We start from the raw sequence: 12982 nt of genomic DNA on the forward strand, positions 1-12982 counted from the left end.
CGGGATTTCATGAGCCGTCCGTCGTTTTTTCACCGCATTTGGCGCAACCGCCGAAACCTGTTGATTCTCGCCGGGTGCGTCGTTTTTCTGGAGATCGTGTTGCGTTTCGTCTTTCCCGTTCAGGACGAGACGTATTTCTATCGCCGTCCCGGCGACGACAATTACGTCGAGGACCGCGAACTGTTCTGGGTGCCCGGAGATCGTTATGCGTCGCAATGGAGCGTTGTCGACGCGACGCCCGCCGCGAATCTGATCTACACGTTCGGCGGGTCGATCGCCACGGAATGCTGCGGGGCCACCACGAATTTCAGCCGGATCGTCGACGAAAAGCTGCCGGACTTTCGCGTGGCGAATATGGCCACCGCGGGATTTACGTCGTTTCAGTCGCGCCGCCTGCTTGAACGCGCGTTCAAACGCAAGCCGGCGCGCGTCACGTTGTTTTGCCACGCGTTCAACGACATGGGGCCCGCCTACCATACCGACAAGGAAATGTGGATTCGCAATCAGCGGTTCTCGACAAAGGCCCAGTGGTTTCTCATGCGTTTGAAAACCCTGGCGTTGCTGCGTCGCGGGATTCGCGCCGCGCGCGGGTTTGATCCCTACGCCGGCGATCCGCGGCCGGCGCGCGTGACGCCCGCGGAATATTGGGAAAACCTCGCCGGCGCCGCCAAACACGCCACACGGTTCGGCGGACGGGTCGTCTTTGTCACGCAGGGGTACGCGGACGCCTATTCCAATCGCGCCGCCGAGCCTTATTTCAAGGAAATGCGGCGGATCGCCGAGGCGATGGATCGCGTGGAATTCATGGACGTGCGCCCGGTGATCGAGGCGCGGATCGTGGAGAAATTCGGCGCGGTGCCCGAGCTTTACGATTTCAATCGGCTGGCCGTGCACACCGACTATTGCCACCTCACCGACGAAGGCCACGCTCTCGTTGCCGACTTGATCGTCTCGTTCTTGCGCGCCAAGGGCTACGCGCGGCCGGCGACGCCGACGAATTCCTCGCCCGGAGCTTCGTGATCGGCGCCTCGCTCGAAACGCCCACGGCCCGCCGGCGACGCGGATGGCTCATCCTCGCCGGAGTCGTGTTCATGCTGGAGTTTGCGTTGCGCGTGATTTTTCAGGGAGCCGATGACACCTATTTCTATCGAGAGCGCGGCGACTCGGGATACCGGGAGGATCGTGAATTGTTTTGGGTGCCTCGAGACCGGTACGCGTCCCAATGGCGCGTCGCCGATCAAACACCGGCGGATTCCCTGATTTACACGTTCGGAGGATCGATCGTCACCGACTGCTGCGGGGCCACGACGAACTTCAGCCGCATGGTCGACGAACGGCTCCCCGGGTGGTCGGTGGTCAACTTCGGTACCGTCGGTTTCACGTCATTCCAGTCCGCTCATTTGCTGGACCGCGCGTTTACCCGCAAACCCGCGCGCCTCGTGTTTTTCTGCCACGGATTCAACGACATCGGGCGCGGATTCGCCGCCGACCGGCGGATGTATGCTCGCAATCAGCGGCATGCGACGTGGTTTCAGTGGCTGCTGATGCGTTCGAAGATCCTCGCGACCTTTCGGCGTGGCCTGCGTGCCGCGAGCGGATTCGATCCGCACGCGGACAATTCGTCGCGACCGTCACGCGTATCCCTCGAAGACTTTTTGGAAAATCTGACCCACGCGGCCACGCGGGTCGCCCAGTCCGGCGGGCAAATCGTGTTCATCACGCAAGCATTTCCCGACGCCCATCGGAATCGAGAGGTGGCCCCGTATTTCGCGGCCATGAAAACCGTCGCCGCGAGCGTCGATGGAGCGATGGTGCTTGATGTTCGCCCGTCCATCACCGCAAGGATCGAGGAGGCCTTCGGCGACGTACCGGAGTCTCTCACCCCGGGCCGACTGCACATGCACACCGACCTTTGCCACCTCACCGACGAAGGCCACGCTCTCGTTGCCGACTTGATCGTTTCATTCCTGCGCGCCAAGGGCCTCGCGCGGCCCGCGGCATCAGCGCCGCGAACAGGGACGCCCGAACCGCGACCCTAAGGAACGGGGTAGCCCCGCGCCGACACGATCCGCGTCTCATTCGCCAAGATCCACCGCATCGAGTTCCCGCGCGATGTCGATATCGCCCGTGTAGACCTTCCGCGCTCTGGCCAGAAACTCGTCTGGGTCCGCGGCGGGCGCCAGGTGCGTCAGGCGCACGCGTTTCGCATTCGCGGCAGCGGCCGCCTCGCCCGCCTGCTCGGGCGTCAGGTGCATGGGATACGCGCCGGTCGTACCGGCTTCGCAAATGAACAGATCCGCGTCGCGCGCCAGCTCGATGAGCGCGTCGCACGGCCCGGTGTCGGCGGAAAAGGCGATCACGGCGCCGCCCGACTCGATGCGGTAGCCGAAAGTCGGATCGCGATGCGAAACCGCGTGCGGCGTGACGCGGCATCCCGCGATATCCACCGCCAAATTCGGCGCAAGTTCCCGGATGTCGAGCGCCGGAATCTCATCGAGAAGATCGGGATCGCCGAACTTCGGGAGCAGCGCGACAAGCCCGGCGATTCCCGGCGGCCCCGCGATCGTCATCGGCGCCGTTCTCATTTTCGTGACGCGCAGAGCGAAGAAAAACGGCAGCAGACCGGCGACGTGGTCGGGGTGCGTGTGCGTGACGAGGATCGCGTCCACGCGCTCGATCGGCACGTTCGCCCCGACAAGCCGCCGAACCGCGCCTTCGCCGCAATCGACCAGCAACGCGCCGCCCGCGGACTCGACGAGCGTCGCCGGCCCCGCCTTGTCCGCCTCGGGAAACCAGGAGCCGACGCCAAGGAACGTGACGCGCAATCGGAGCGAATCGCCCTGGCTTTCGCTTCGTCGTTCGTCGTGCAAATTCTCCCGCATATCGACACCCGATTGCATAAAGCCGTCATTCGCCGGTCCCGCCGCCGTGTACGCAATAATACATCCAGAATCTTCGCCGTCATGACTCCAAAAGCGGAGAATTGCAGCCCCATAGCGATCGGAGACGCGAAAACGGCCGCGTTCACCTTTTTTGGGGGCATTCCTGTCGGCGCGAATCGCGACAAGAAGCGCGGCGGGACGGCAAACGCGGATCGATTGCACCCGAAGCGCCGAAAAGCGCCGATTCGCGGGGTTTTTTTCGTTGACACCCGCATTTGCGTGATTAGGTTTACGGCAGCCTGAACGGGCTGGGGATGAAATGACGATTGCAGGATAGGAGAATCCCACATGGGAAAAATCATTGGAATTGATCTTGGCACGACGAACTCCGTCGTCGCCGTCATGGAAGGCAACGAGCCGCGCGTCATCACGAACGCGGAGGGAGGGCGCGTCACGCCGTCCGTCGTGGCGTTCACGAAAGACGGGGAGCGGCTTGTGGGGCAGCTCGCCAAGCGCCAGGCCGTCAGCAACCCGGAGCGCACGGTTTATTCGATCAAGCGCTTCATGGGCCGCCGGTACGACGAAGTGAACGAGGAGGCCCGCATGGTCTCCTACAAGGTCATCCGCACGGAAAACGGCGATGCCCGCGTGCAGGTCGGCGACAAGCAGTATTCGCCGCCCGAAATCTCCGCGATGATCCTGCAAAAGCTCAAGAGCGCGGCGGAGGACTATCTCGGCCAGACGGTGAACGAGGCGGTCATCACCGTGCCGGCGTATTTCAACGACGCGCAGCGACAGGCGACCAAGGACGCCGGCAAGATCGCCGGGCTCGACGTCAAGCGCATCATCAACGAGCCCACGGCGGCGGCGCTCGCCTACGGCATGGACAAGAAGAAAGACCAGACCATCGCCGTGTACGACTTCGGCGGCGGCACGTTCGACGTGTCGATCCTGGAGGTCGGCGAGAATGTCGTGGAGGTCAAGTCGACCAACGGCGACACGCACCTTGGCGGCGATAACCTCGACCATCGCGTCGTGGACTGGATCATTCAGGAGTTCAAGAAAGACCAGGGCATCGACCTGTCCAGGGACGCGATGGCGCACCAACGCCTGCGCGAGGCGGCGGAAAAAGCGAAGATCGAGCTTTCCTCCACCATGGAGACGCAGATCAACCTGCCGTTCGTCACCGCCGACGCGACGGGGCCCAAACATCTGGACCTCAAGCTGACGCGCAGCAAATTCGAGCAGCTTGTCGGCGACCTGCTCGAAAAGACGCTCGAGCCGTGCCGCAAGGCGCTGCGCGACGCGAAGATGTCGCCGTCGGACATCCACGAGGTGATCCTCGTCGGCGGCTCGACGCGCATCCCCAAGGTTCAGGAGTACGTCAAGGAACTGTTCGCGCGCGAGCCGCACAAGGGCGTGAACCCGGACGAGGTCGTCGCGGTGGGCGCGGCGGTGCAGGGCGGCGTGCTCGCGGGAGACGTGAAGGACGTGCTTCTGCTTGACGTGACGCCGCTTTCGCTCGGCATCGAAACGCTCGGCGGGGTCATGACGCGGCTCATCGAACGCAACACGACGATCCCGACGCGCAAGAGCGAGATCTTCTCGACCGCGGCCGACAGCCAGACGAGCGTGGAGATTCACGTATTGCAGGGCGAGCGCGAAATGGCGCGGGACAACCGAACGCTCGGCAAATTCCACCTGGTCGGCATTCCGCCGGCGCCGCGCGGCGTTCCGCAGGTTGAGGTGACGTTCGACATCGACGCCAACGGGATCGTTTCCGTGTCGGCCAGGGACAAGGCGACCGGCAAGGAGCAAAAGATCACCATCACGGCGAGCTCGGGACTGTCCGACGACGACGTGAAGAATATGGTGAAAGACGCCGAGGAACACGCCGACGAGGACAAGAAGCGGCGCGAGGAAATCGAGTTGCGCAACAAGGCCGATTCGCAGGCCTACGCGATCGAGAAGATGCTGAAGGAAAACGAGTCCGCGATCGACGCGCCCGAACGCGAATCAATCACGGCGGCCATCGCCGACGTGCGCGGCGCGCTCGAGGGCGATGATGTCGAGGCGATCCGCGCCAAACTCGGCGCGCTCGAGGCCGCGAGCCACAGGCTTGCGGAGGCCATGTACAAGAAGGCAAGTCAGGAGCAGCAGCCGGGCGCGGAGCCGGGCGCGGGCGGCGGCGCCAAGGCCGGCGCGGGTCACGGCGACGACGTCATCGACGCGGAGATCGTTGACGAGAATTGACGCATTGCCGATAACGGGCGAGCGGCGGCCGAACATCGGTCAACGCAAGGAGGACGCCATGACGCGGGAATCGCAGGATCTGGTCGGGCTCACCAAGGAGCTTCAGCAAAAGATCCGCGCCCGTGTGACCGCCGCGGCGGGTATCGCCGCCGGCGCCGGAGGCGCGGACGAACCCGCGTGCGATGTCGTCGAGACGCCCGACGCGTATATCCTTGCCATCGAGTTTCCGGGCATCGATCCCGATAGCGTCGAGATCGACGTGAAGGATCGGACCGTGCGCGTCACGGCGACATCCAGGCCGGATGGGGTGAATCGCGAAACGCGGCAGGCGATCCGCGTCGATCGTGGCGCCGACAAGTGGGTACGTTCGGTGGAATTGCCGCAACAAGTCGAAGCCGGGACGGGTAAGCGTTCGTACGACAACGGCGTTTTACGCGTCACGTTGTCCAAGTCGGCGTCCGGCGGGCGCTGAGCGAAAATTTCGCGCCCGGCCGCGAGCCGGAACGGGTCCGCGCCGGGGGTCGGCGCGGGCCATTTTGCTTGTGGGCCCATTGAGTTTGTGAACGAAATGGAAACCGGAAAACGCGATTATTACGAAGTTCTCGGCGTGCCGCGCGGCGCGTCGGACAAGGACATCAAGACCGCGTATCGCAAGCTCGCGCGCGCGTGCCATCCGGATTTTCATCCAAACGACCAAAACGCGGAGCGCAAGTTCAAGGAGTTGAACGAGGCGTACGCGGTGCTGTCGAACGACGAGGCGCGGAAAAAATACGACCAATGGGGACACGCCGGCGGGCCGTCGGCAAACGGGCAGGGGTTCGATTTCTCGAATTTCGATTTCTCGCACGGCGCGGGATCGTTTTCGGGCTTCGGCCAGACCTATCAGTCCTCGGGTTTCGACGACATCATCAACGAGCTCTTCGGCGGCATGCGTGGACGCGGCGCAAAACGAACGGGTTTTGGGGCGGGGCGTCAGGCGCGCGGGCGCGATATCGAGTCGGAACTGGCGATCGAATTCAGCGATGCCATCCACGGCGCGAAAAAAACCGTGAATCTCGAATGGCCCGACGGCGCGCGGACGATCAGCTTCAACGTTCCGGCGGGCGTCACGGACGGAACGCGCATCCGTGTGCCCGGCAAGGGGCTGGCCGGCACGGGCGGCGCGGGCGATCTGTATGTCCGCCTGCGGGTAAAGCCGGACCCGCGATTTTCGCGCGACGGCGACCACCTCCGCACGAGCGTGGGGATCAGCATCGCCGAGGCGGTGTGCGGCGCGAAGATACCGGTGCCGACGCCCGAGGGGCCGACAACCATTTCCATCCCGCCCGGAACGCAGGGCGGGCAGGTGTTTCGCGTCGCCGGCAAGGGCGTGCGACGCAAATCCGGGCCCGCGGGCGACCTTTTGGTGACGATCAAGATCGTCGTCCCCAGGGACGTCGGCGAGGCGGGCCGCGAGTTGATTCGACGGTTTGACGGAGAGCATCCCGTTCGCGCGCGATAGCGCGGCGGCCAGGAGGAAAGCGTTTCATGAGTGTGTACGACGAAAGCGGGAATACCCGCGATGAGCATCCGGTTGACGTCGGTCCGTCCGACGCGCCGTCGGAGGAAGAACAGGTGGCCGCGATCGAGAAGGAAGGCCTCGAGGGCGAATCGACCGATGACGCCGCCGCATTGAAGTCGAGGGAGCAGGAGTTGCTTGACCATCTTCAGCGCCTGATGGCGGAATTCGACAACTACAAAAAGAAAAACGCGCGCGAATATGAACGTGGCGTCGCTCGCGGTGTCGAAAAGGTCGTTTTGGCCTTGTTGCCGGCCTGGGATAGCCTGCGTCTTGCGTCGGAGGCCGCCCGCACGGCGACAGATGCCGAAGCGATCGGGAAGGGTGTCGAGGCGGTGACGCGACAAATGCAGACGGCGTTGGAGTCGATCGGCGTCGCGGAGATCTGTCCCGAACGCGGCGACAGGCTCGATCCGGCGCTGCACGACGTGATGCTCGCCCAGCCGACCGACGATTTCGAACCGGATGCCGTCATCGAGACGTTTCAATCCGGTTTTCGCCTTGCGGATCAGGTGATCCGTCCGGCGAAGGTCAAGGTCGCGCGCGCAACCGACGCCTGAAACCCCAGGAGGCCATCCGATGTCCGACCCGAAGGAAAAAGACGAATTGAAGGTCACGGACAAGCGCCGATTCACGCAACAAGGTGAACCGGTGGCGTCCCCGGCACGCGAGGAAAAACCGAAACCGGCCGCGCCGACCGAGCCGCCCAAAGGCAAGGACATGCCGGCGGGGACCGGCACGCGTCCGGAACCCTATGAGGGCGCGGGCGAGGCCGAGGCGCGTCACGCTTACGCGCAACATTCGCCGGGCCATGCCCAGGCGAGCGGGCAGCCGATCAACTTCGACACGCTCGTCTTTTCGCTCGCGAGCCAGGCGATGATCTTCCTGGGCGACGTTGCGGACGACGAGGGCAAGCGCCACACGGACCCCGCGCTCGCGCGCCAGATGATCGACCTGCTTGGCATCCTCCGCGAAAAAACGCGCGGCAACCTGTCGCCGGACGAGGATCGGTTTCTCGGGGACACGCTGCGCGACCTTCGCCTTCATTTCGTCGCCGTGACCGGCGCGAAGGGGCAAACGTGACCCCGCAAAACGAAAAAGCCATGACAAATGCCGAGGAGAAAAGAATGTTGCGCAGGAAATTTTTGTATCCCCTGGCCCTGGCCATGATCCTGATGGCCACGTCGGTGTGCGTTGCCGATAAATCGGCGCCCGATGAACAGGCCGAAGGCGCCGCGGGCGCCGGCACGGACGCGCCTCTTTCGACCGACGAAATCAATCGCGCCAGCCGCGGTTTCGCGACGCTCGCACGCACCGCGTCGCCCGCCGTCGTCAATATCGCGGTCGAAAAGCGCGTCCGGACAAGGGGATTCAATCCGTTTTTCGGGCCGGGACCGAACGATCCGTTCCACGATTTTTTTGAGCGCTTCGGCATGCCGGAAAGCGAGCGCATGCAGCGTGGCCAAGGCTCCGGATTCATCATGAGCAAGGATGGCTACATCATCACGAACAACCACGTCATCGCGGACGCGGACAAGGTTTCCGTGAAGCTGCACGATGAGCGCGAGTTTGAGGCGACGGTCATCGGCGCGGATCCCAAGACGGACGTGGCGCTCATCAAGATCAAGGATCCGGAGGCTCTGCCGGTGCTGCCGCTTGGCGATTCGGACGGCCTGGAGATCGGCGAGTGGGTCGTGGCGATCGGCAATCCGTTCGGCCTCGAGCACACCGTCACGGCGGGCATCGTTTCGGCCAAGGGCCGCGTGCTCGGCGGGCCGTACGACTCGTTCATCCAGACCGATGCGTCGATCAACCCCGGCAACTCGGGCGGGCCGCTCATCAATACGCGCGGCGAGGTTATCGGCATCAACACGCTGATAAACGCCTCGGGCCAGGGCATCGGTTTTGCGATTCCGATCAATCTCGCGCGCGGAATCGTCGAGCAGCTTCAAAACGAAGGCAGCGTGACGCGCGGCTGGCTTGGCGTGGCCATTCAGCCGATCCGCGACGAGATGGCCGGCGCGCTCGGGCTGGCTTCGACCGACGGCGCGTTGATCGGCCAGGTCTACGAGGATTCGCCGGCGAAGAAGGCGGGCCTGCGTCGCGGAGATGTCATCACGAGTTTTGACGGGCAAAAGGTCGACTCCTCGCGCGATTTGCCGTCGATCGTCGCGAACACGGCGGTCGGCAAAACGGTCGATGTCGAGGTCGTCCGAGACGGCAAGGCGAAGACGGTGCGCATCGAGGTCGGCCGCATGCCCGACGAAACGACGCCGGCCGCGATGAGCGAGGACGAGGAAAAGTCGATCGGCCTGTCCGTGCGCGACGTGCCGGTCGAGATGGCGGGCGAGCTTGGCGTGGCGCCGGGGCAGGGTGCGATCGTCACGGACGTGCAGCCCGGATCGGCCGCGGACGAGGCCGGCCTTCGCCGCGGCGATGTCATCCTCGAGGTCGCGCAAAAGCCGGTCAGCGGCGCGGGCGAATTCGTCGAGGCGATCCGCAACGCGGAAAAGGGGAAAGCGGTCCTGCTGCTGATCCAGCGCGAGTCCGACACGCTATTCACGACGATCACGAAGGAGTGACGAGTCGCTATCGTCGGCCGTGTGCAATGCAGAGGGGACACCGGCATTTCCGCCTGCCCGTGAAATGCCTTAGACCCACCAACTGCGTACCCCGGCGGTCGACGCGAGGCTCGATGTGTCGCCAAAGATCGTCCTCTTCGTTTTCGATGTATCGACGTAGTGCGTATGCGCAAAGATCGGCCATCTGGATCATTGTGGTCAGCGCGCTGTCGACGAATAGTGGCGTTTCGATGACTTGGCGAATCTCGCGGTAAAACGTCCCGCGCTCGTGAAACAGCCGGCAAAGACGGGTTAGCCGCGGCGCGGCCGTGTCGTTGTTGTCGGCGATGATCAGGCCGTTAAGGTTGAAGTTGGCGAGCATGATGTCAAATCGGGAGATGATCTGCTCGAACGCGATTTCGTAGGGGGAGGCGGTTCCCTGCCAGTTGAAGTCGGGCTTGCTGATCGCTTCGGCGAACACACGAAGCTCGCTCCATAGACCGATTTCGCGGGCCAAATCCGCCAGGGCTATTTGGCGTTCATCCCGGGTCAGATGGACGTAGGGGGCGATCGCGCGGTACTCGCGCCGATACGATTTTATCTTCGCCATGTTGCCGCCGATGCCCAGTTCGCCCGATCGGCGCTTGGCTTCTGACCAAACGGCTTCACGCCGTTGTTCGGCCGACAGCGATTCAAAATCGTGGATCGCTTCCTGTTCGCGGTAACGCCGCGCGACCCATGCCGTATGGATCTCAACATTGTCCAGCGCATGTCGCGCTTTGATCGTCTCGATCTGCTTGTCGAATTCCTTCCATCGAGAGATCGGGACCGCCAAGCCCAAAACGATGAAATGATTTGACCCCGCGTTTCGTTGCTCGACGCCGGATTCGTCCAAGTATAGGAGATACATCGGAAGCTTTTTGTTTTTTGGCAAAAAAGGGCGTCTAGAGTGGGGCCGTTCAGCCCCAAAGGAGTCGGCATGCGTCTCCTCCTCTAGTCGCGAATCCAGAGTGGGTCCAAATTTATTCCAAGTCAAGCGCATCTCGCGAAAAATTCGCCAGCGTTGTTGTGTTGTTTCTTCTCCAGTCGTGGTTATGGTTATTCAAGAACGATACCAGGCCATGCCTGTTGAGGAGTTCATTTTATGAGAATGGACAAATTGACCGTGAAAAGTCAGGAGGCGCTCGCCGAGGCGTCGCGGATTGCTTCGCGCCGCGAGCACCAGTCGGTGGATGTCGAGCATCTGGCGCTCGCCCTGGTGACGCAGGACGGGAGCGTCGTTTCGGCGATCCTCGCGCGCATCGGCATCGCGCCAAAGGCCGTCGAACAGTCGATCGCGGCCGAGATCGACCGCCTGCCGAAGGTGCAGGGCGCGAGCGCCGAACAATACATCACCCCCAAGCTGAAAAACGTCATCGACCTGGCCGAGAGCGAGGCCGGCCGCATGCGCGACGACTACATCAGCACCGAGCATCTTTTCCTTGCGATCGTCGGCGCGGAAGGAAGCCGCGCGGGCACGATCCTGCGCGACGCCGGCGCGACGACGGATGCCGTTTACAAGGCGCTCACCGAGATCCGGGGCAGCCACCGCGTGACCGACCAGGATCCCGAAGCCAAATACGAAGCGCTGAAAAAGTACGCGGTCGATTTCACCGAGCGCGCCAGGGCCGGCAAGCTCGACCCCGTCATTGGGCGGGACGCCGAGGTGCGCCGCGTCATTCAGGTGCTGAACCGTCGCAAAAAAAACAATCCCGTGTTGATCGGTGAAGCGGGCGTCGGCAAGACGGCGATCGTCGAGGGGCTTGCGCAGCGCATCGTCTCCGGCGACGTGCCGACGACGCTGGCCGACAAGCGCGTCGTGTCACTCGACCTTGGCCAGCTTCTCGCGGGCACGAAGTACCGTGGTGAGTTCGAGGATCGCCTGAAGGCCGTCTTGAAGGAGGTCAGCGAGTCCGAAGGCGAGATCGTCCTGTTCATCGACGAATTGCACACGCTCGTCGGCGCGGGCGCGGGCGAAGGCGCGATGGACGCCAGCAACATGCTCAAGCCCGCGCTCGCGCGCGGAGAACTGCGCTGCAGCGGCGCGACGACGCTCGATGAATACCGCGAACGCATCGAAAAAGATCCCGCGCTCGAGCGGCGATTCCAGCCGGTTTTCGTCGCGGAGCCGAGTGTCGAAGACACGATCTCCATCCTTCGCGGCCTGAAGGATAAATACGAAATCCACCACGGCGTGCGCATCACCGACGGCGCGATCGTCACGGCGGCGACGCTCTCCAGGCGCTACATCCCCGACCGTTTCCTGCCGGACAAGGCGATCGACCTCATCGACGAGGCCGCCGGCCGCCTGCGGATCGAGATCGACTCGATGCCCACGGAGCTTGACGCGATCACGCGCGAAATCCTGCAACTGGAGATCGAGCGCGAGGCGTTGCGAAAGGAAAAAGACGCCGCGAGCAAGCAGCGCCTGGCGCAGCTCGAGGAACGCGTCAGCGACCTGAAAACCGAACAGGAGGCGATGAAGGCCGTCTGGGAGAAAGAAAAGGCGGTTATCCAGCGAATTCGCGAACTGAAAGAGCGGATGGACGAAGGCAGGGTCGAAGAGGAAAAGGCCGAGCGCCAGGGCGATCTCAACCGAGTGGCGGAACTGCGCTACGGCGTGCTGCGTAATCTGAATGCCCAGGTCGAGGCCGCAAGCAAGGAACTCGAAACCCTGCAAGCGGACAAGAAAATTCTGAAAGAAGAGGTCGACGCGGAGGATGTGTGCGAGATCATCTCGCAGTGGACCGGCATACCCGTCGTGAAAATGATGACCGGCGAGATGGAGCGCCTGCTGCGCATGGAGGACGAACTCGGCCGGCGCGTCGTCGGCCAGTCCGAGGCGGTCACGGCCGTCGCAAACGCGGTGCGTCGATCGCGCGCGGGAATTCAGGATCCCGACCGGCCGCTGGGTTCGTTCATCTTTCTTGGGCCGACCGGCGTCGGCAAGACGGAACTCGCCAAGGCCCTGTCGGAATTCATGTTCGACACCGAAAGCGCCATGGTGCGTATCGACATGAGCGAATACATGGAGCGCCACGCGGTCGCGCGGCTAGTCGGTGCGCCGCCGGGATACGTCGGATACGAGGAAGGCGGGCAACTCACCGAGGCGGTCCGGCGCCGGCCGTATTGCGTGATCCTGTTCGATGAAATCGAAAAGGCGCATCCGGACGTCTTCAACATCCTGCTGCAAATCCTCGACGACGGGCGCATCACCGACGGGCAGGGCCGCACCGTCGATTTCAAGAACGCGATCCTCATCATGACGAGCAACATCGGCTCGAACCTCATCCTCGAGTTCGACGAATCGCGTTACGACGAGATGAAAGAGCGCGTCATGGGCGAGTTGCGCGGCCATTTCCGCCCGGAGTTCCTGAATCGCGTCGACGAGACGGTGATCTTCCATCGACTGCGTCGCGTGGAGATCGAACGGATCGTGAAAATTCAGGTTGAGCGATTGGCGCGGCGACTTGCCGATCGGCGCATCAGCCTTTCGATCGACGACGCGGCGCTCGCGCTGCTTTCGGAGATCGGTTACGACCCCGTTTACGGCGCGCGTCCGCTCAAGCGCGCCATCCAGACGCACGTCATGGACGCAATCGCGCGCAAGCTCATCGCGGGTGAGATCGCCGACGGCGCGCAGGTGCGTGTCAGCGCGAAGGACGGGCGCATCGAACTGGCGGCGTAGG

General features: G+C 63.3%; 11 protein-coding genes. 9 read left to right on the forward strand and 2 right to left on the reverse strand.

Features of this window, described 5'->3' with window-relative positions; translation table 11 throughout:
• Positions 1–9 precede the first annotated feature (9 nt).
• Together K8I61_18000 and K8I61_18005 are read left to right on the forward strand one after the other, a co-directional pair.
• Entirely contained in the window at positions 10–1020 is a 1011-nt protein-coding gene (locus tag K8I61_18000; protein MBZ0273937.1) for an SGNH/GDSL hydrolase family protein, read from the forward strand.
• Entirely contained in the window at positions 1017–2039 is a 1023-nt protein-coding gene (locus K8I61_18005; GenBank protein MBZ0273938.1) for a hypothetical protein, read from the forward strand. Before K8I61_18000 ends, K8I61_18005 begins: the two co-directional genes overlap by 4 nt.
• A gap of 36 nt (positions 2040–2075) precedes the next feature.
• Here K8I61_18005 and K8I61_18010 read toward each other — a convergent pair whose 3' ends face one another.
• On the reverse strand, positions 2076–2900 hold the full coding sequence (locus tag K8I61_18010) for a ribonuclease Z (GenBank protein ID MBZ0273939.1): 825 nt from the start codon (positions 2898–2900) through the stop codon (positions 2076–2078).
• Positions 2901–3230: 330 nt separating this feature from the next.
• On the opposite strand from K8I61_18010, the gene dnaK reads away from it, so the two are divergent.
• The 6 genes from dnaK (at position 3231) to K8I61_18040 (ending at position 9275) form a co-directional block, all read left to right on the forward strand.
• A complete protein-coding gene (gene dnaK / locus K8I61_18015) occupies positions 3231–5135 on the forward strand; it encodes a molecular chaperone DnaK (protein MBZ0273940.1) in 1905 nt (634 codons plus the stop codon).
• Positions 5136–5193: 58 nt separating this feature from the next.
• Positions 5194–5607, forward strand: a complete 414-nt coding sequence (locus K8I61_18020; GenBank protein MBZ0273941.1) for an Hsp20/alpha crystallin family protein — start codon at positions 5194–5196, stop codon at positions 5605–5607.
• A gap of 96 nt (positions 5608–5703) precedes the next feature.
• Positions 5704–6636, forward strand: coding sequence for a J domain-containing protein (locus tag K8I61_18025; GenBank protein ID MBZ0273942.1), 933 nt, complete (start codon positions 5704–5706; stop codon positions 6634–6636).
• A 26-nt stretch (positions 6637–6662) separates the two neighbouring features.
• Complete coding sequence (locus tag K8I61_18030) at positions 6663–7253, forward strand: nucleotide exchange factor GrpE (protein MBZ0273943.1); 591 nt, start codon at positions 6663–6665, stop codon at positions 7251–7253.
• Between the two features lie 160 nt (positions 7254–7413).
• The gene (locus tag K8I61_18035; GenBank protein MBZ0273944.1) at positions 7414–7776 is read left to right on the forward strand and encodes a DUF1844 domain-containing protein; all 363 of its coding nucleotides are present in this window, start codon (positions 7414–7416) and stop codon (positions 7774–7776) included.
• Between the two features lie 44 nt (positions 7777–7820).
• Positions 7821–9275: a DegQ family serine endoprotease gene (locus K8I61_18040; GenBank protein ID MBZ0273945.1), complete on the forward strand. Its 1455-nt coding sequence runs from the start codon at positions 7821–7823 to the stop codon at positions 9273–9275.
• A gap of 7 nt (positions 9276–9282) precedes the next feature.
• Here K8I61_18040 and K8I61_18045 read toward each other — a convergent pair whose 3' ends face one another.
• The gene (locus K8I61_18045; protein MBZ0273946.1) at positions 9283–10149 is read right to left on the reverse strand and encodes a DUF3800 domain-containing protein; all 867 of its coding nucleotides are present in this window, start codon (positions 10147–10149) and stop codon (positions 9283–9285) included.
• 249 nt (positions 10150–10398) lie between these two features.
• Here K8I61_18045 and clpB point away from each other — a divergent pair, with 249 nt between their 5' ends.
• Positions 10399–12981, forward strand: coding sequence for an ATP-dependent chaperone ClpB (gene clpB / locus K8I61_18050; protein ID MBZ0273947.1), 2583 nt, complete (start codon positions 10399–10401; stop codon positions 12979–12981).
• Position 12982: the final 1 nt, after the last annotated feature.

This window comes from bacterium (assembly GCA_019912885.1).
In the GTDB taxonomy this organism is placed as follows: Bacteria; Lernaellota; Lernaellaia; order JACKCT01; family JACKCT01; genus JAIOHV01.